This is a genomic window from Frateuria sp. GZRe14, from assembly GCF_051900395.1.
GTDB lineage: Bacteria > Pseudomonadota > Gammaproteobacteria > Xanthomonadales > Rhodanobacteraceae > Frateuria_A > Frateuria_A edaphi.
In genome coordinates this window covers 1,917,368-1,935,954 of the sequence record NZ_JBHZGJ010000001.1, presented here as the reverse complement: position 1 = coordinate 1,935,954, position 18,587 = coordinate 1,917,368, and the positions used below count along the sequence as shown (strand labels likewise).

Annotated in this window: 17 protein-coding genes; 8 read left to right on the top strand and 9 right to left on the bottom strand. The window is 69.3% G+C overall.

Annotated features, from left to right (window positions below):
* Positions 1-14: 14 nt before the first annotated feature.
* The 5 genes from nadA to trhA all read left to right on the top strand — a co-directional run bounded on the left by nadA (position 15) and on the right by trhA (position 5,139).
* Complete coding sequence (nadA, locus tag ACFWZ1_RS08925) at positions 15-1,040, top strand: quinolinate synthase NadA (protein WP_439666145.1); 1,026 nt, start codon at positions 15-17, stop codon at positions 1,038-1,040.
* A complete protein-coding gene (locus ACFWZ1_RS08920) occupies positions 1,040-2,473 on the top strand; it encodes an L-aspartate oxidase (RefSeq protein ID WP_439666144.1) in 1,434 nt (477 codons plus the stop codon). Before nadA ends, ACFWZ1_RS08920 begins: the two co-directional genes overlap by 1 nt.
* A 283-nt stretch (positions 2,474-2,756) precedes the next feature.
* Positions 2,757-3,272: a 3-hydroxyacyl-[acyl-carrier-protein] dehydratase FabA gene (gene fabA / locus ACFWZ1_RS08915; RefSeq protein ID WP_231325674.1), complete on the top strand. Its 516-nt coding sequence runs from the start codon at positions 2,757-2,759 to the stop codon at positions 3,270-3,272.
* On the top strand, positions 3,272-4,480 hold the full coding sequence (fabB, locus tag ACFWZ1_RS08910; protein ID WP_439666143.1) for a beta-ketoacyl-ACP synthase I: 1,209 nt from the start codon (positions 3,272-3,274) through the stop codon (positions 4,478-4,480). The genes fabA and fabB overlap by 1 nt, the downstream gene beginning before the upstream one ends.
* Positions 4,477-5,139 (top strand): PAQR family membrane homeostasis protein TrhA, encoded by a 663-nt coding sequence (gene trhA, locus ACFWZ1_RS08905; RefSeq protein WP_439666142.1) that lies wholly within the window; start codon positions 4,477-4,479, stop codon positions 5,137-5,139. Before fabB ends, trhA begins: the two co-directional genes overlap by 4 nt.
* 21 nt (positions 5,140-5,160) lie before the next feature.
* Here trhA and ACFWZ1_RS08900 read toward each other — a convergent pair whose 3' ends face one another.
* Both ACFWZ1_RS08900 and ubiU read right to left on the bottom strand, forming a co-directional pair.
* Positions 5,161-6,036, bottom strand: a complete 876-nt coding sequence (locus tag ACFWZ1_RS08900) for a U32 family peptidase (protein ID WP_439666141.1) — start codon at positions 6,034-6,036, stop codon at positions 5,161-5,163.
* Between the two features lie 14 nt (positions 6,037-6,050).
* A complete protein-coding gene (gene ubiU / locus ACFWZ1_RS08895) occupies positions 6,051-7,163 on the bottom strand; it encodes a ubiquinone anaerobic biosynthesis protein UbiU (RefSeq protein WP_439666888.1) in 1,113 nt (370 codons plus the stop codon).
* A 42-nt stretch (positions 7,164-7,205) separates the two neighbouring features.
* On the opposite strand from ubiU, the gene ACFWZ1_RS08890 reads away from it, so the two are divergent.
* Positions 7,206-7,676: a DnrO protein gene (locus ACFWZ1_RS08890; protein ID WP_439666140.1), complete on the top strand. Its 471-nt coding sequence runs from the start codon at positions 7,206-7,208 to the stop codon at positions 7,674-7,676.
* A 125-nt stretch (positions 7,677-7,801) separates the two neighbouring features.
* Here the strand turns inward: ACFWZ1_RS08890 and ACFWZ1_RS08885 are convergent, their stop codons facing one another.
* The 7 genes from ACFWZ1_RS08885 to ygiD all read right to left on the bottom strand — a co-directional run bounded on the left by ACFWZ1_RS08885 (position 7,802) and on the right by ygiD (position 17,332).
* Entirely contained in the window at positions 7,802-9,283 is a 1,482-nt protein-coding gene (locus ACFWZ1_RS08885; RefSeq protein WP_439666139.1) for a UbiD family decarboxylase, read from the bottom strand.
* A 128-nt stretch (positions 9,284-9,411) separates the two neighbouring features.
* The gene (locus tag ACFWZ1_RS08880; protein WP_439666138.1) at positions 9,412-10,515 is read right to left on the bottom strand and encodes a diguanylate cyclase; all 1,104 of its coding nucleotides are present in this window, start codon (positions 10,513-10,515) and stop codon (positions 9,412-9,414) included.
* The gene (locus tag ACFWZ1_RS08875) at positions 10,494-11,603 is read right to left on the bottom strand and encodes a PLP-dependent cysteine synthase family protein (RefSeq protein ID WP_439666137.1); all 1,110 of its coding nucleotides are present in this window, start codon (positions 11,601-11,603) and stop codon (positions 10,494-10,496) included. The genes ACFWZ1_RS08880 and ACFWZ1_RS08875 overlap by 22 nt, the downstream gene beginning before the upstream one ends.
* 8 nt (positions 11,604-11,611) lie before the next feature.
* Positions 11,612-13,555, bottom strand: coding sequence for a pyridoxal phosphate-dependent decarboxylase family protein (locus ACFWZ1_RS08870; protein WP_439666136.1), 1,944 nt, complete (start codon positions 13,553-13,555; stop codon positions 11,612-11,614).
* Positions 13,552-13,956, bottom strand: a complete 405-nt coding sequence (locus tag ACFWZ1_RS08865; protein ID WP_439666887.1) for a SirB2 family protein — start codon at positions 13,954-13,956, stop codon at positions 13,552-13,554. Before ACFWZ1_RS08865 ends, ACFWZ1_RS08870 begins: the two co-directional genes overlap by 4 nt.
* Before the next feature lie 191 nt (positions 13,957-14,147).
* Complete coding sequence (locus ACFWZ1_RS08860) at positions 14,148-16,430, bottom strand: nitric-oxide reductase large subunit (RefSeq protein WP_439666135.1); 2,283 nt, start codon at positions 16,428-16,430, stop codon at positions 14,148-14,150.
* Positions 16,431-16,555: 125 nt separating this feature from the next.
* Complete coding sequence (gene ygiD / locus ACFWZ1_RS08855; protein ID WP_439666134.1) at positions 16,556-17,332, bottom strand: 4,5-DOPA dioxygenase extradiol; 777 nt, start codon at positions 17,330-17,332, stop codon at positions 16,556-16,558.
* A gap of 178 nt (positions 17,333-17,510) precedes the next feature.
* Here ygiD and ACFWZ1_RS08850 point away from each other — a divergent pair, with 178 nt between their 5' ends.
* Together ACFWZ1_RS08850 and ACFWZ1_RS08845 are read left to right on the top strand one after the other, a co-directional pair.
* Positions 17,511-18,083, top strand: coding sequence for an NADPH-dependent FMN reductase (locus ACFWZ1_RS08850; RefSeq protein WP_439666133.1), 573 nt, complete (start codon positions 17,511-17,513; stop codon positions 18,081-18,083).
* Positions 18,084-18,407: 324 nt separating this feature from the next.
* Positions 18,408-18,572, top strand: a complete 165-nt coding sequence (locus ACFWZ1_RS08845) for a hypothetical protein (RefSeq protein WP_439666132.1) — start codon at positions 18,408-18,410, stop codon at positions 18,570-18,572.
* The last annotated feature ends 15 nt before the right edge of the window (positions 18,573-18,587 follow it).

The following is an 18,587-nucleotide window of genomic DNA, read 5'->3' as shown; positions in this document are numbered from 1 at the left end:
CCACGAGGATCGCCATGTCCCCGCGAACCGCCGCCACCGCGCCTGCCTGGCGCGACGGCCTGGAACACGAGTACGCCGGACTGGTGCAGCGGCTCGAACCGCTGCTGCCCTGCCTGGAGCTGCCGCTCCACCTGCCGTGGATCGACGCGATCAACGCGCTCAAGCGCGAGCGCGGCGCGGTGATCATGGCGCATAGCTACCAGTCGCCGGAGATCTTCCACGGCGTGGCCGACGTCACCGGCGATTCGCTGGCCCTGGCGCAGGCGGCGGCGGACTGCGAGGCCGACCTGATCGTGCTGTGCGGCGTCCACTTCATGGCCGAGAGCGCGAAGATCCTGGCTCCACGCAAGACCGTGCTGATCCCGGACCTCGAAGCCGGCTGCTCGCTCGCCTCGTCGATCACCGCCGCCGACGTGCGCGCGCTGCGTAAGCAATACCCCGGGGTGCCGGTGGTCAGCTACGTCAACACCTCCGCCGCGGTGAAGGCGGAGTCCGACGCCTGCTGCACCTCCGCCAACGCGGTGCAGGTGGTCGAGGCGATGGACTGCGGGCGGGTGATCTTCCTGCCCGACCGCTACCTCGGCCGCCACGTCGCCACGCAGACCGAGGTCGAGCTGATTCTCTGGCACGGCCAGTGCGAGGTGCACGAGAAGTTCACCGCGCAGGAGGCGCGCCATGCGCGCGAGCGCTACGACGCGAAGCTGGTGGCGCATCCCGAATGCCCGCCCGAGGTGCTGGCCGAGGCGGACTTCGTCGGATCGACCAGCGCCATGGGTCGCTGGCTGGAGCGCGAGAAGCCCGAGCGCGTGGCGCTGATCACCGAATGCTCGATGGCCGACAATCTGCGCACGCGGTTCCCGGCGACGCAGTTCATCAAGCCGTGCAACCTGTGCCCGCACATGCAGCGCATCACGCTGCCCAACATCCACGCCGCGCTGTGTGACATGAAACATGCGGTCGAAGTGCCCACCGACATCGCCGCGGCTGCCCGCCGTGCGCTGGAACGCATGCTGGCGGTGGGCCGGCGCGAGACCGTGTGATGCGCGCCGACGCGCCGTTGCTGATCGTCGGAGCGGGCGCCGCCGGCCTTTCCACCGCGCTCGCCGCCGCGCCGCGGCCGGTGCGCCTGTTGTGCCGGGCGCACGAGGGCACGGGCAGCGCCAGCGCACTGGCCCAGGGCGGCATCGCCGCGGCGATGGATGCGGCCGACAGACCCGCCGCGCATGCACGCGACACGCTGGCGGCCGGCGCCCACCATAACGATGCGGCCGCGGTGCGCTGGCTCACCGACATGGCGCCACTCACCGTCGACTGGCTTGCCGCGCAGGGCGTGGCATTCGATCGCCATCAGGACGGTACGCTGCGGCTCGGTCGCGAAGGCGGCCACGGCGTGCCGCGCATCGTGCATGCCGGCGGCGATGCCACCGGCGCGGCGCTGGTTCGCGCGCTGCGCACGCAGGCGCAACGCGCCTCGCACATCCAGTGGCGCGGCGGTGTCGACGTCGAAGCCCTGTTGTGGCGGGACGACCGCGTGGCCGGCCTGCGCACACGCGACGAGCGCGGTCGCGAGGAAACCCATCATGCCGCCCACGTGGTGCTTGCCACCGGCGGCATCGGCAGCCTGTTCGCACGCACCAGCAATCCGCCCGGCGCCGATGGCGCCGGTCTCGCCCTCGGCCTGGCCGCCGGGGCCGCGGCGCGCGACCTGGAGTTCGTGCAGTTCCACCCGACCGCGCTCGACCTGCCGCAGCGGCAGAGCCTGCCGCTGGTCACCGAAGCGCTGCGCGGCGCCGGCGCGCGGCTGCGCGACTCGCATGGCCGTCCGCTGATGGACGGCGTGCACCCGCTCGGCGACCTCGCGCCGCGCGACGTGGTTGCCCGGCGCGTGTGGATGGCCTGCCAGGAGGGAGGCGCCTGGCTCGATGCCACCGCCGTCACCGACTGGCCCGGCCGCTTTCCGACCGTGCTAGCCGCCTGCCTGGAGCACGGCATCGATCCGCGCACCGCGCCGATCCCGGTGACGCCCGCCGTCCACTTCCACATGGGCGGCCTCGCCACCGACCTCGACGGCGGCACCGGCGTGCCGGGCCTGCACGCGGTGGGCGAGGCAGCCTGCAACGGCGTGCACGGCGCCAACCGCCTGGCCAGCAACTCGCTGCTCGAAGGTGTGGCCTGCGGACGGCGGCTGGGCACGCGATTGGCGACGCTGCCATGGGCAAGGCGCGGGCAGGGCGCGATGCGCTGGATCGAGCGGGGTCCGTCGCTCGATGCCAACACGCTGACGGCGCTGCGCCAGCGCATGTGGACCGCCGCCGGCCCACAGCGCGATGCCGCCGCGTTGCGTGACGCGCTACGCCTGTGCGGACTCTGGCATGGCTGGCAGGCGCGGTTGGCCGAGGCGTTGTTGCTGGCAGCCCTGCGGCGGACCGCGAGCCTTGGCGCGCATTGCCGGAGGGATGCGCTGGCGGCGTAGCGCCCCGGCAAGGTATTGCCGTTTCGTCCTTCGGGAACATTCCCGCGCAAGCGGGGAAGGATCGATAGCGCGGCATCGCGATGCTCCGGGAGGAGCGGTAAAGCGGAAGATTCCGAATCCGGGCCTTCCCCCGTTCCACGGGAGGGTCCTCGAAGGGGGAAGGGGCGCCCCGCCGCACACCCCCATGCGACCAAACCGCACACCCGACGCCCCCTTGACCCGAATCAAGGCCGCCGCACAGGCCGCTGCCCAGACTCTCTCCACCTCCACCGAAGAACTCTCCATGACACGTCCTTCCTCGTTCGATCGCGAACAACTGCTTGCCTGCGCCCGCGGCGAACTGTTCGGCCCCGGCAACGCGCGCCTGCCGTCGCCGCCGATGCTCATGTTCGACCGCATCACGCACGTCGACGACCACGGCGGCGCGCATGGCAAAGGCGTGCTGCGCGCGGAGCTGGACATCCATCCGGAGCTCTGGTTCTTCGGCTGCCATTTCGCCGGCGACCCGGTGATGCCCGGCTGCCTCGGGCTCGACGCGATGTGGCAGCTCTCCGGCTTCTTCCTGCCGTGGCTGGGCGAACCCGGCCGCGGCCGTGCGCTGGGCGTGGGGCAGGTGAAGTTCACCGGCCAGGTGCTGCCGAGCGCGAAGCTGGTGCGCTACGAGATCGACGTGCGCCGCGTGGTCCGCGGCAAGCTCAACCTGGTGGTGAGCGACGGCAAGACCTTCGTCGACGACCGCCTGATCTACGTGGCGACCGACATGCGGGTAGGCCTGTTCCAGTCGACGGAGAACCTCTGATGCGTCGCGTAGTGGTCACCGGAATGGGCATCGTCTCGTGCCTGGGGAACGTGGCGGACACCGTCGCGCGCGCCTTGCGCGACATGAAGAGCGGCATCCGCGCGATGCCTGACTACGCCACCCGCGGCCTGCGCAGCCAGGTCGCCGGGGTGCCGCACATCGACCTGGAGGCGGCGATCGACCGCAAGCTGCGCCGCTTCATGGGCGACGCGGCAGCCTACGCCTACGTATCGATGCGCTCGGCCATCGCCGATGCCGGTCTGACGCACGAGCAGGTCAGCCATCCGCGCACCGGCGTGGTGGCCGGCTCGGGCGGCGGCTCGGCGCACTGGCAGATCGAGACCGCGGACCTGCTGCGCGAGAAGGGCGTGCGTCGCGTCGGCCCGTACATGGTGCCGCGCACGATGTGTTCCACGGTGTCGGCGACACTCGCTACCACGTTCGGCATCCTGGGGCTGAGCTATTCGATCGCGGCGGCGTGCGCCACCTCGGCGCATTGCATCGGCGCGGCCGCCGACCTGATCCGCCACGGAGCGCAGGATGTGGTCTTCGCTGGCGGCGGCGAAGAGGAGCATTGGGGCATGACCGCGCAGTTCGACGCGATGGGCGCGCTCGCCAGTGGCCGCAACGACACGCCCACCGCCGCCTCGCGCCCGTACGACGCGGGCCGAGACGGCTTCGTCATCGCCGGTGGTGGCGGCATGCTGGTGCTGGAGGACTACGAGCACGCCAGGGCACGCGGCGCGCACATCCACGCCGAGCTGGTCGGTTACGGCGTAACCTCCGACGGCGCCGACATGGTGGCGCCGAGCGGGGAGGGCGCGGTGCGCTGCATGCAGATGGCGCTGGCCGACCTCCAGCGGCCGGTCGACTACGTCAACACCCACGGCACCGCCACGCCGCTGGGCGACATCATCGAGCTCAACGCGATGCGCGAAGTGTTCGGCGAGGCGATGCCCCCGCTGTCCTCGACCAAGGCGTTGACCGGCCATTCGCTCGGTGCTGCCAGCGTGCACGAGGCGATCTACAGCCTGCTGATGATGCGCGGTGGCTTCGTCGCCGGCTCGGCCAACATCGACACGCTCGATGAGCGCGCCCAGGGTTTCCCGATCCTGCGCGAAAGCCGCCCGGCGCGGTTGGCGACGGTGATGTCCAACAGCTTCGGGTTCGGCGGCACCAACGCCAGCCTGGTGTTCGCGCGGGTATGAACCTCCCCCAGCGCATCCGCAAGCTCGCCCGCGCATCGAGCACCGGCGAAGAGATCGCCAACAGCATCAGCCATGGGCTGGGCCTGCTGCTGGCGATCGCGGGCCTGCCGCTGCTCATCCTGGACGCGCTGCAGCGCGGCGGTGCGCTGCCGGTGCTCGGCGCGGCGGTGTTCGGCGGCAGCGCCATCGTGCTGTACCTGGCGTCGACCCTGTACCACGCCATCCCGCATGCACGCGCCAAGTCGATGCTGCGACGGTTCGACCACGCAGCCATCTACCTGCTGATCGCCGGAACCTACACGCCGATCGCGCTGGGCGTTCTGCGCGGCGGCGTCGGCTGGGCGCTGCTCGCCGTGATCTGGACGCTCGCGGTGGCTGGCGTGATCTTCAAGCTGCTGGTCGGCGCACGCTTCCATCGCCTCTCCACCGGCCTGTACGTGGCGATGGGCTGGCTTGCGCTGGCCGCCATCCGCCCGCTGTGGCAGCACATGGCCCCCGGCGGGCTGGCCTGGCTGCTTGCCGGTGGCCTGGCCTACACCGTGGGCGTGGTGTTCTACCTGCTGCACGAGAAGCTGCGCTACAGCCATTTCGCCTGGCACCTGTTCGTGCTCGCCGGCACCGGCTGCCACTACTTCGCGGTGTGGCGCTACGCACACTGATCGGGCGCGGGGCGCAGGCAGTCAGGCTCCAGCCACCTGCATCCCCGGCTCGCCGAACCAGTACCCGTTGCGCGCCCCGATTCGCGGGGGCGGTTGCGGCGAGCGCCGGGCCAGATGGAAGTGCGCCACGACCTCGGCCATCCCCTCCGCCTGCGGATAGAGCCGCAGCACGTCCACGTCCAGTTCGCGCAGCATCGGCAGCTCCGGCCCCAGGTCGGTGATCTCCTCGCCTTGGATCTGGATGCCGTTGATGCGCAGGAAGGGTTTGCCCTCGCGGGTGGCCAGTGGCAGGCCGTCGGGATAGTCGAGGCAGCGGAAGCCGCACTGGTCCTTGGGCACGTCCAGCGCGCGGGCAGTGAAGCAGCGGGCGGAGAAGGAGAGCGGCAGGCGGCCGAAGGCGATCACTTCCACCTCCGGCATGGCGCCGCCGTCGGCGAGCATGGCGTCGCGCAGCTCCCTGATCAGCGCGTGTCCCTGCTCGACGCCCGGCACCCAGCGTCGCAGCCCGTCGTCCATCAGGAGCGCGAGTGCGCGGTGGTTGTAGACGTTGAGCGTGGGACCGGCGACGAACGGCACCCCGCGTTCGCGGCAGACCTGCACGGCGGACAGGTCGTTGGCTTCGATCCAGCCGTAGCCTTCGGCCACCAGTCGCTTGACCACGCCCACCTCCGATTCGGCCTCGATCAGCGCGAGCGAGGAAAGCACGACCTGCTTGCCGCTTCGGGCCAGCTCCGTGGCCAGGTCGATCCAGTCGCGGGTAGCCAGTTCCCGGCGCTTGCTGCACACCGTCTCGCCCAGGTAAATCACGTCGACCGGCCAATGCGCGGCTTCCCGGTAGAAGGCCAGCGTGCGTTCGCGCGGCCAGAAATACTGCAGCGGCCCGAGGCTGAGTTTCATGCGCTGCTCCTGCGTCAGTGCCAGCGGCGGTGGTAGGGACCGAGGGTGGTCTGGTGGCCTTCGGCATGGCGGGTCAGTGCCGTTTGCCATGCGGGCTGCGCCGACCAGGCATCGGGAGCGGCGCGGTAGCGATCCAGCGCATCGCGCCAGGTGTGGGTGACGGCGGTGACATAGGCCACGCCGCGCTGGCGGCCCTCGATCTTCAGGGCGGCGACGCCGGCCTTGGCCAAGCGCGGGAGCAGTTCGAGCGTGTTGAGGCTGGTCGGCTCCTCCAGCGCGTGGAAGGTTTCGCCACCGACGTCGAAGCGGCCCTTGCACACGGTCGGGTAACCGGCCGGTTCGGACGGCTCGAACCTGTCGATCAGCACATCGTTGAGGCGCACGCTGCGGCGCCCGTCGTCGTGTTCGTCCCAGCGCACGTACTTCGCCGGCGAGCACACGCCGTGGCGGTTGGGCGAAGCGCCGGTGACGTAGCTGGAGAGCTGGCAGCGCCCCTCGACCATGATGCACAGGCTGCCGAAGGCAAACACCTCCAGCGGCACCGGGCTGGTCTCGCACAGCCGCTCGACCTGCTGGATGGAGAGCACACGCGGCAGCACCGCGCGGCTGATGCCGAAGCGCTCGTGCATGTAGCGCAGCGCGGGCGCGGTGGTGGCCGAACCCTGCACGGAAAGGTGCCGCGCCATCGCCGGGTGCGTGCGCGAGGCGTAATCCAGCACCGCCAGTTCGGCCGCGATGATCGCATCGCAGCCCAGCACCGCGGCCTTGTCGACCGCTGCGTGCCATTGCGCCAGCCGCGCGCTGTCGGGGTAGGTGTTGAGCGCCAGGTAGACCTTGCGGCCGTGGGCGTGGGCATGGGCGATGCCTTGCTGCAGCTCCGCATCGGAGAAGTTGAGGCCGGGAAAGGCGCGGGCGTTGGTTTCGTCGCGCAAGCCCACGTAGACCGCGTCGGCGCCCGCGGCGATCGCCGCCTGCAGGGCCGGCAGGTTGCCGGCGGGACAGACCAGTTGCATGCGCACCTCGGTATCGGTGGAAGTGCGCGCATCGTGGTGGCCGCGAGCGGGCGCGGCGTTGACGTGGATCAGTTTGTCGCGGATCAAGGCACGCCGGCGGGCGATCGCTACCATCGTCACTGAAGCGGCATTCGCCGCACGCAGGAGCCTGCCCTCATGTCCCCGATGAAGCTGTCCGTCGTCCTGCTCGGTGTCCTCGCGGTGGCGCCGGGCGCCGCCCGTGCGCAACACGACCACGCCGCGCACGCACACATCACCCAGCCGGTGCCGCCGCCGACGCAACGCTGGGCGGCCGACGCGGCGCTGCGCGACGGCATGGGCCGCATCCACACGGCGCTGGAGGAACTGCGCCATTACGAGATGGGCCACATGGACGCGACCATGGCGCTGGATCGCGTCGGCCTGATCGAACAGGCCGCCACCGACATCTTCGCCAAGTGCAAGCTCGCGCCGGCGCAGGACGCCGTACTGCACGGCATGCTGGTGCCGTTGCTGGGCGCCGCGCAGAAGCTCAAGGCCGATCCGCAGGACATGGCCCAGGTGCAGGCGATGCGTAACGCGGTGGCGGACTATCCGCGGTATTTCGACGACCCGAGTTGGGCAGTGGCTTCCGGGCACGCGCACTGAGCGCATCGAGCGTTTAGAAACGACTGCGTGGATCGGGGATGGTGGACTGACGCCCACCCTGCATGGGCATCGACCGTAGGGCGGGTTCGGCCCGCCGGCACGTGGCAGGGCGGCACCTGGCCGCCCTAGCGCTCCTCGGCGCGCGGTCTCAACACGCTCCACAGAGCTTCGACGCGTGCCTCCACCGCCGCATCCGGCGCGATCGGCATGCCCCAGGCGCGGCTGGTTTCGCCCGGCCACTTGTTGGTCGCGTCGATGCCGAGTTTGGAGCCCATGCCCGCGACCGGGCTGGCGAAATCGAGGTAGTCGATCGGGGTGTTCTCCACCAGCATCGTGTCGCGCGCCGGATCCACCCGCGTGGCGATGGCCCAGATCACCTGCGACCAGTCGCGGACGTCGACGTCGGCATCGACCACGATCACGAACTTGGTGTAGGTGAACTGGCGCAGGTACGACCACACGCCCATCATCACGCGCCGTGCGTGGCCGGCGTACTGCTTGCCGATGGCGACCACCGCGACGCGATAGGAGCACGCTTCCGGCGGCAGATGGAAGTCGACGATCTCGGGGAACACCTTCTGCAGGATCGGCACGAAGATCTCGTTCAACGCCATCGCCAGCACCGAAGGCTCGTCGAACGGCGCGCGGCCCATGTAGCTGCCGTGGTAGATCGCCTCCTGGCGCAGGTGCATGCGCTCGATGGTGAGAACGGGGAAGTGGTCCTGTGCGTTGTAGTAGCCGGTGTGGTCGCCGAAGGGACCTTCCAGCGCGGTGTCGTCCGGGTGGATGAAGCCTTCGAGCAGGATCTCGGCGCCGGCGGGCGCGTCCAGCCCGGTCAGCTCGCTGCGCCACAGGCGCGTGCGTTCGGCGCGCAGCAGGCCGGCGAATTCGTATTCGGAAAGCGTGTCCGGCACCGGCGCCACGGCGGCAAGCAGCGTGGCGGGATCAGCGCCGATCGCGACCAGCACGGGGAAGGGCTGGCCCGGGCGATCGATGCGCCAGTCGGCATAGTCCAGCGCACCGCCGCGGTGCGGCAGCCAGCGCATGATCACGCGGTTGCGGCCGATCACCTGCTGGCGGTAGATCGCCACGTTCTGCCGGCGCTTGGCGGTGCCGCGGGTGACCACCAGCCCCAGCGTGACCAGCCGTCCCGCGTCGCCCGGCCAACACTGCTGGATGGGCAGTCGGGCGAGATCGACGTCCTCGCCCTCGACCGTTTCGTGCAGGAAGGCCGCCTCGTCGACGTGGCGCGGCGCGACGTGCGCCAATTGCGCCAGTTCCGGCCAGTTGGCGAGCGCCTGGCGCAGGTTGGCCGGCCAGCGCGGTTCCTTGATCGAGGCGAGCAACTGGCCCAGCTCGCGCAGGCTGGCGATCGGCCGGCCGGCGAGGGCCAGTTCGATGCGGCGGCGGTGGCCGAACAGGTTGCCGAGGAAGGCGTGGTCCGAGCCGACGGGGTGTTCCATCAGCAGCGCCGGTCCGCCTTCGCGCAGGGCGCGGTGGCAGAGCGCGGTGGTTTCCAGGTGCGGATCGACCGGCGCCTGCACGCGGGCGAGCTGGTGCTGGCGTTCGAGCTGGGCGAGGAAGGAGCGCAGGTCGTGGTGGCTCATGGCGGCGTCGGTGGCGTGTAGTGGTGCGAGGCTCGCCGGCATGGGAGCCTCGCGCCTTGACGCGCGTCAGTCGGAGCGTTGAAGCGCCGCCTGGAGGGACGTGGGCGGGCTGGAAGCCTGCGCGCCGGCTATCCGACCACGCACCGGTTGCGCCCGGACGCCTTGGCGCGATACAGCGCCGCATCGGCGCGTGCGACCAGGGCGCCCGGGGCTTCGCCTGCATCGCGGGTCGCCACTCCGATGCTCACCGTGACCTGCGCCGCGCCATCGGGCACCGGCACGTGCATCGTTGCGACAGCCAGGCGGATGCGTTCGGCGGTCGCCAGCGCATCGGTCGGGTCACAGGCAGGCAGCACGGCGAGAAATTCCTCGCCGCCGTGGCGCGCGGCCAGGTCGGAGGCCCGCAGCTCCCGCCGGAGCACCTGGGCGAGCGCCACCAGCACGCTGTCGCCGCCGGCGTGGCCATGACGGTCGTTGACGCGCTTGAAGTGATCCAGGTCGAGCATCAGCACCGACAGCGGCTCGTTGCGGCGATCGGCATCCGCACAGGCCGCCTGCAGGCGTGCGGTGGCGTGGCGCCGGTTGGCCAGGCCAGTGAGCGGATCGTGCGCGGCGTCGCGACGGGCGGCGAGCAGGCGCACCAGCAGGCGCAACTGGGCCTGGCCGGTCCACGTGCCGACGGCCACGATCAGGCCGAACAGCCAGACCCGGTTCCACAGCAACGCATCGGCAGACGCACCTTCCAGGGCAAGCAGCAAGGCGAGCTGGCTGGCTGCGAGCAGTGCCGCGAGCAGATTGCGCCACCACGGCAGCGGGAACAGCGCGAGCTGTGCGGCCATCAGGTAAGGAAACAGGCCATAACCGATCCGCAGCGAGTCCTCGTGCGGCGGTACCCGCCACTGCAGCAGTCCAAAGCCGACCGCCTGCAGCGCGAGCAGCAGCCACATGGCGGTGAAGCGTGGCAGTCGCCGGGCATGTTGCGACAAGGCGAGCAACCCGCCGGCGAGCGCCAGGCGCAGGACCAGTGCGGGCAAAGCGTCGGCAGCGCCGAGCGCCAACACGTCCAGCGGTATCCATGCCAGGGTGAGCGGCGCCAGCCACCGTGCGAAGGTCGCGGTGCGCAGGCGCACCAGTGCTTCGACGTGGGTCCGGCATTCGGGTGGTATGCGGTCACTGGCCGCGAGCGTGGCGGGGAGTCCGCGAAGCGTGATCAGGCGAGTGGGTGCGTCCACGTACCGGTGGCCAGGCAGCGTTCCAGCGCGGCGCGCGCAGGGGCGATGTCGATCGAACGGGCAGCGAGCCAGCCCGGGTCGAACAGGGTTTCAGTGTAGCGTTCGCCCGGATCGCACAGCAGGCTGACGATGCTGCCGCGTTCGCCTCGCGCACGCATGGCTGCGGCCAGTTGAAGGCAGGCCACCAGGTTGGTGCCCGACGAGCCGCCGTAGCGACGTCCGAGCAGGTCCTCGAGCATCCATGCCGCGGCCACCGAGGCGGTGTCCGGCACCTCGACCACGTGGTCGACCACCTCGAACAGGAAACCCGCTTCGACCCGCGGGCGACCAATCCCCTCGATCACCGTGGGCCGCCTGGCGACGGCGCCGCGATCGAGCGTGCGCCAGCCCTGCACGAAGCCGCTGCCGGTCGGCTCGGCCACGCACAGGCGGGTATCGAGGCGTCGGTAGCGCAAATAGCGGCCGATGGTCGCGGAGGTGCCGCCAGTGCCCGCCCCGCAGACGATCCACGCCGGCATCGGCTGCGGTTCGCGCGTCATCTGCTGGATGATCGACTCGGCGATGTTGTTGTTGCCGCGCCAGTCGGTGGCGCGCTCGGCCAGGCCGAACTGGTCCAGGTGGCAGGCGCCGCGCGCCGCGTGTTCGGCGGCGCGGGCGTGCACTTGCGCGGGGTCCTCGACCAGGTCGCAGCGGCCGCCGAGCGCCTGCACGTCGCGGATCTTGCGCGGCGCGGTGCAGGCGGGCATCACCGCGGTGAACGACAGGCCGAGCAGTCGCGCGAACCAGGCTTCTGAGATCGCGGTGCTGCCGGAGGAGGCGTCGACCACCGGCTGGCCTTCGTGCAGCCGGCCGTTGCACAACGCGTAGAGGTAGAGCGAGCGGGCCAGGCGGTGCTTCAGGCTGCCGCTGGGATGGGCGGCTTCGTCCTTGAAGTAGAAGTCGATCCCGGGAAAGCCGGGCAGGGCAAGCTTGAGCAGGTGTGTATCGGCCGAGCGCGCCGCTTCCTGCGCAAGCGAGGCGAGGGCGTCGTGCACCCATGCGCGGTCGTGGCTGGTGTGGTGCGGCTGCAATGAGATGGGATGGTTCATGGCGGATATCACCGTGCTGCGGCCAGCGCACGCAGACGCCGTCCGAGGTAATCGAAATAGCGGTCGATGTAGCTGATGCCGTTTTCGTGATCGATCAGGTACGGGTTCATCAACGTGTGGCGAAGGATCAGCAGGGAGTCTTCGTTGCCATCGAGCGCGAAGGGCTCCAGCCCCAGCGCGTCCAGGATGCGCCGGGTCTGCGCCTGGCCGAGCACGTCCGGGCGCAGGCTGGTGACCGAACCGAAGAACTCCTTCACCTGCAGCGGCTGGTGCACGTCGCAGCGCAGTTCGTCGTGCAGCGCGCGCACGAAGGCGTTGGCGACCGCCGCGTCGCGGTTGCCGTGGGGGTTGAGCGCCAGGCACACCAGGTTGCTGTCGGGCGCAAAGGGCACCAGCACATGCACGCAGCCGGCCAACTCGTCCGCGCAGCGCTTCGCCCGCGCGTGGAAGGCCTCGGCCGCCTGCAGGGTGGCGCGCGGCAGGCGGCCGAAGTGGGCGTGGTCCAGCGGCAGCACCTTGTGCGTGACGTAGACCGCGGCGGCGGTCGCGCCCGGCTTGGAGCCTTCGGGGATGTACTGGCCGAGGTTGCGGTAGCGGGTGAGGTAGTCGGCCGGCGTGGCGCCGTGGAAGACGTAGTCGGCACGCTCGGCGAGCAACGCCATGGCGCGGTGGTCGCGACAGACGAAGGCGCCGGCGCCGTAGGGCAGGTAGCCGAGCTTGTGCGGATCGACGGTGACCGAGTCGGTACCGCCCAGCGCGGCGAACGCGGCATGCACGTCGGGGGCCGGGAAATGCACGTAGTCGGCGGCGACTTCCTCGCGTGGCCTCAGGCTGCCGTCCTCGTGGCGAAACACCGTGGCGAGGTAGCCGCCCCAGGCGGCATCGACGTGCACGGCGAAATCCAGCCCGCTCGCACGGCTCGCCTCGCGGGCCTCCAACACCTCGTGTACGGGATCGATGGTGCCGTATTCGGTGCCGCCCAACACTGCCACGCACAGCAGCACCGGCTCGCGCGCCCGGGCCAGCCGCTGCAGCCGCTCGCCCAGGGCATCGGCGTCCAGCCGCATGTCGCGCGTGGGCAGCAGTTCGAGGTTCTCGCGGCCCAGTCCCAGCAGCTTGACGCCCTTGCTCCAGGAATAGTGCGCGGTGATCGGCGCCAGCACGCGCGGCACGCGCAACTGCGGGTGCGCGGCAAAGAAACCGGCCAGCCCGCGGTGTTCGACGCGTTCGGCCTCCACCCATGCACGCCATTGCGCGCGTACCGGCGAAGCCAGCGTGGCCAGCCAGCGCTGCCACTGCTCAAGCAGGCCGATCGCCGCGGCCGGCGAGAGATTGAAGGCGGTCCAGTCGTCTTCGGGCAGGACCAGGTCCGGCACCCGTGCCGCGCGCAGCGCGACCGGGAACGCCTTCAGCGCCAGCGCCAGGCGCAGCGCCTGGTAGTTGGCGACGGTGCCGCCGGAGGTGAGGTGGCCGAACGCGCAGTCCGGCCGCGCGGGGTCGTGCGGGTAGCCGAGCATGCGCGCCAGCTGCAAGCCGGTTTGCACTTCCAGGTCGACGGTGACGGGCGCGGCATCCTCGCTGACGTTGTTGGGGTTGTAGGGCAGGGTGAGCATCTGCGCCGCCAGTCCGGGCAGAAGCAGGTCCGAGGCCATGTGACCGATGTAGCGCGGGCTGTGGAACGGCACCGACTTCTTCAGCGCCGCCGAAAGCTGGTGCAGCTCGCGGCGCATGCGCGATTCGAAGGCGAGGTAGTCCGGATGACTGGCGGCCGAGGTGGCGATCGCCGGCGGGTCTTCCGGGTGGAAGTTGCGCCGCCAGTAGACGTGGTCGCGCAGGAACTCGACCAGCAGCTTCTCCAGCAGCGTGTCGTTCTCGCCGTAGGGGCCGAGGAAGCAGGCGTCCAGCGTGTGGTCGCGCGGTGCTTCAGGGGGCAGGTCGAATGCGGCGTTCATGCGATCCAACCATGCAGCCAGCCGAGCGGATGATGCATGCGCGCGATCCCCAGGATGAATACGTAGGCCGCTACCGCGGCGAGCAGGAACAAGCGACGCGCCCGCGGCGTGCGCGCGCGTTTGAGCGCGAGACTGCCGAGCACGACGTAGGCCACCACCAGCACCAGCTTCACCGTCAACCAGCCGTTGGCGAAGTAGCCCCGCGGAAGGATGGTCAGCAGCATCAGCGCGGCGGTAAGCAGCGTGGTGTCGATCGTGTAGCTGAGATAGCGCAGCGGCGCCCAGTGCGCCGCACCGGCGCGGCCGGCTTGCACCAGCAGCCCGCGCATCGCGAACAGCGCGCCGCTGAGCAGGACGCAGGCGATATGCACGGCCTTGATCTGGGGATAGAACTCGAACATGGGAAACCGGGACCAGGGCTCGGTAAGGGCGGGGCCTGCCGGTCTTTCGGGTGTCATTCCCGCGAAAGCCGGAATCGCTTGCAGGTAGATCGAAGTGGTTCCCGCTTTCGCGGGGATGACGCTCGGCAGGATCGTTTTTTTTTCTTCGACCAAAGGATCAGGGCGCGCCTCGCGGCGCGCCCTGATATCGGTCAAGCGTTCTCGCTCGCCGCCTGCGGCAGCGGCACCACCCTGGGCTCGCGTTTCCCACGGAGCCACAGCGAGGCCACGAACACGGAGGTCAGCAGTGCACCCACCGCGAACAGCGTGTCGCCCGGCACGCGCATCCACACCAGAAGGTGGATCAGCGGGCGGTCCATGAAGTGCTCCGAGCGGGCGAACCAATAGCCGTGGTCGAGCACCGCGTCGAGCTGCAGGATGCCCAGCGGCAACAAGGTCAGCAGGGCCATCATCGACAGGCCGATGTTGAGCGACCAGAACGCACCTTTCAGCCAGCCTTCGCGCCAGTGCGCCTCCGGCTTGATGCCGCGCAGGCAGAACAGCATCAGGCCCAGTCCGAGCATGCCGTACACGCCCATCAGTGCGGTGTGGCCGTGCGTGGCCGTCAGGTTCAGGCCCTGCATGTAGTACAGCGCGATCGGCGTGTTGACCAGGAAGCCGAACAGGCCGGCACCGATCAGGTTCCAGAAACTCACCGCCACGAAGAAGATGATCGGCCAGCGATAGCGCGCCATCCACGGCGCGGCGTGCTGCTTCTTCCAGTTGTCGTAGGCCTCAAGTCCAATGAGCGCCAGCGGCACCACTTCCAGCGCGGAGAAGCTCGCGCCCAGCGCGATGACCGCCGTGGTCGTGCCGGTGAAGTACAGGTGGTGCAGGGTGCCGAGCACGCCGCCAGCCATGAACACGATGGTGGCGAAGAGCACGTTCACCGTCGCGCTGTGCACGCGCAGCAAGCCAAGGCGCACGAACAGGTAGCTGATCACCGCGGTGGCGAACACCTCGAAGAAGCCTTCCACCCACAGGTGCACCACCCACCAGCGCCAGTACTCGACCATCGCGATGTGGGTGTGCTCGCCCCACATCAGGCCCGCGCCATAGAGCAGGCCGATCGCGATGGTGGAGAGGAACAACAGGCCCACGATGTTGGAGGTCTCGTCGCGGCGCTTGATCGCCGGCCACAGTGCACGGCCGACCAGGAACAGCCACAGCATCAGCCCGATGAACAGGAAGATCTGCCAGAAGCGGCCGATGTCGGTGTATTCCCAGCCCTGGTGGCCGAACCAGAAGTTGTACTTCAGGCCCATCTTGTCCATCACCGCGAACCATTGGCCGGCGAAGGAGCCGACCACGATCAGGATCAGGCACACCCACAGGAAATTGACGCCCAGGCGCTGGAACTTCGGTTCATGTCCGCCGATCACCGGCGCGATGTAGAGCCCCGTGGCCAGCCACGCGGTGGCGATCCACAGCACGGCCAGCTCGGTGTGCCAGGTGCGCGTGAGCGCATAGGGCAGGATGTTGGCCAGCGCGAAGCCGTAGGCCTGCTGGCCTTCCACCTGGTAGTGCGCGGTGGTCGCGCCAAGCAGGATCTGCGTGAGGAACAGGCCCATAACCGTCCAGAAATACTTGGCGGTCGCCTTCATCGAGGGCGTGGGCTTGAAGTCGGCCAGCGGATCGCGCGCCGGCGGCACGGCCGGGCTTTCCTTGTGGCTCTGCACGGCGTGGTGCCAGCCGAGCAGGCCGATGCCGAGGATCAGGAACAGGATGCTGAAGATCGACCAGATGAAGGTGGTGCCGCTGGGCTGGTTGCCCACCAGCGGATCGAACGGCCAGTTCTGCGTGTAGCTCACGCTGTGGCCGGGACGCTCGGCCGCAGCGGCCCAGCTGGTCCAGAAGAAGAACGCGGTGACAACGCGGCGATGCTCCATCTCGGCGATGGTGTTCTCGCGCATCGCGTAACCCTCGCGCAGCTTGTGCGTGGCCGGGTCGTTGCTGAACAGGCTGTCGTAGTGCCGCGCGACCACTTCCATCGCTTGCGCGCGCAGCGGCGACACCGTAATCGTGCCCTTGGCGGCGTCGTAGGTATTGGTGCGCTCTTCGGCCTGCACCCGCGCCTTCAGCGCAGCCTGTTGGCCAGCATCGAGCGAGGCGAACGAGGCGGCGCCTTCGTCACGGGCAAGCAGCTCGAGCATGGTGGTCGCTTCGCGGTGCAGCCAGTCCGCGCTCCAGTCCGGCGCGACCAGCGCGCCGTGGCCCCAGATCGAACCCAGCTGCTGGCCGCCGATGCTCTGCCACACCTGCCGGCCAAGCTCGATGTCGGCCCGCGTGTAGAGCGTATGGCCGTCCGCGGTGACGACCGCCGAAGGCAGCGGCGGCGCCTGCTGATGGACTTCCTTGCCGACCCATAGCAGGACAGCGAACGAGGCCAGCAGCAAAGCCGCCAGCCCCAGCCAGAGTTTTCGGGTGGTGCTCATTGCGCGTCTCCTTGAGGACGCGCGCATGGTCAGGGGCAGGGCAGGGAGCGCTCTTGATTCAGGTCAGGCGGGAAGGGCGCGGGGGAGTGGGCGATTTGTCGCAGGGCCTTACCGCGCCGGCACGCTCAGCCCAACTGGACGCTCAGCATCGAGATCGAGCCACCGTCCATGCCCTCGACGGGGAAAGACACCGGCTCACCCGGAGCGCTGGCGCCCAGCACGTACAGCAGCGGCAGGAAGTGATCCGGCGTCGGGATCGACAGCTCGGCGTCACGGCCGAGCAGTTCGTAGTCCAGCAGCGGCTGGTGCTCGCCCCGCTGCATCAGCTCGCGCGCCAGCGCCTCGAAGCGCAGTGCCCAGTCGAAGGGCTCCACCGGATGTCGCCCCCACGCGTAAGCGTGCAGGTTGTGCACCACGTCTCCGCTACCAACCAGCAGGACGCCCTCGTCGCGTAGCGGCCGCAGCAGCTGGCCCAAACCGTAGTGGAACGCCGACGGTTGCGAGTTGTCGATGGAAAGCTGCACCACGGGTATGTCGGCCGCCGGGAACACATGCCGCAGCACCGACCAAGTGCCGTGGTCCAGTCCCCACGAATGGTCCGCACGGACCTCCAGCGGCTGCAGCAGTTCGGCCACCCGGCGCGCCAGGTCCGGGTCGCCCGGCGCTGGGTATTGCACCTCGAAAAGCTCGCGCGGAAAGCCACCGAAATCGTGGATCGTGCGCGGCGCGGCCATTGCGGTCACCGCAGTTTCGGGCAAGTACCAGTGCGCCGATACCGAGAGAACCGCGCGCGGGCGCGGCAATCGCTCGCCGAGCGCCGCCCAGGCTTGGGTCCAGGGGTTGTCGTGTAACGCATTCATCGGATTGCCGTGTCCGAGGAACAGGGTAGGCAGGCGTGTCATGGCATGACTCCATGAATCGAAGGGAACGTCACAAAGGCCCCGGTGCACAGCTACATAGTGGTGACATTCACGGCGTTAACCTGCCGCGATCAGCGCGGCTTCCTGTCGACGCCGATGCCGCAGCGAGGCGCTACCGGACCAACCGCGGTGGTACGTCGTCCTGCGAGGAGTTCTCCCCATGAAGACATTCAAGGTCGGCTACATCGTCGGCAGTCTGGCCAAGGGCTCCATCAACCGCCTTCTGGCCAAGGCGCTCGCCCGCCTCGCGGCGCCGGGAATGGAACTGGTGGAAATCCCGATCGGGGACCTGCCGCTGTATAGCTACGACTACGACGCCGACTACCCGCAGGTGGCGCGCGATTTCAAGCAGGCGATCGCCGACGTGGACGCGGTGCTGTTCGTCACGCCCGAATACAACCGTTCGATTCCCGGTGCGCTGAAGAACGCCATCGACTGGGCGAGCCGGCCTTGGGGGAAGAACTCCTTCGCACGCAAGCCCTCGGGTGTCATCGGTACCTCGCCAGGCGCGATCGGCACCGCCGTGGCCCAGCAGCAGCTGCGCGGCGTGTTGTGCTTCTGCAACTCGCCACTGATGAACACGCTGGAGGCCTACATCCATTTCAAGCCGGGCCTGATTACCGAGGATGGTGACGTCACCGACGCATCCACGGCGGACTTCCTCCGCAACTACCTGAAGGAACTGCACGTCTTCATCGAACGTGTGCTCACCGTGCTGCCCAGGGAAGGCTAGCCCGCAGCGCCCGCGTGCGGGTGCCTCATGGAGCTTGCTGTGGCACCCTACGTAAGGCTGGCACCAGCCAATCTGAGGCCACAAGGCGCTGATCTTTTCATGAGTACTCACCGAATCCGCTCCGGAGCAACCATCGTTGAGGTGCTCCAAGCACTTTCGACCGCTCCCGCACAGCCAAAGCACACGGTTGGCAAGCAGCAGCCTGCGGCGTCGAGAGATCGGGCAGGCGCGCGCGACCCTGCTGCTTTACGACGAGCGCTGGCCGCGATGGCAGCGAGCGTGGATTTGGACTCCGAGCCGGCCGTGCGAGCACTCAGGAAGCCTATGGTTCGCCACATTCTCTTGTGGGAGTTCGGCGAGTCCTTCCTCGAACATCCGGACTTCACGAGCGCCGTGGCCCAGATCGAATCCGCCATGGACGCGGATCCAGCCATTCCAGCCACGTTTCTGGCAATGCTGAAGCAGCTGCGCGGCGACCGCGCCGCCTAAACTTTTTCCGCACTC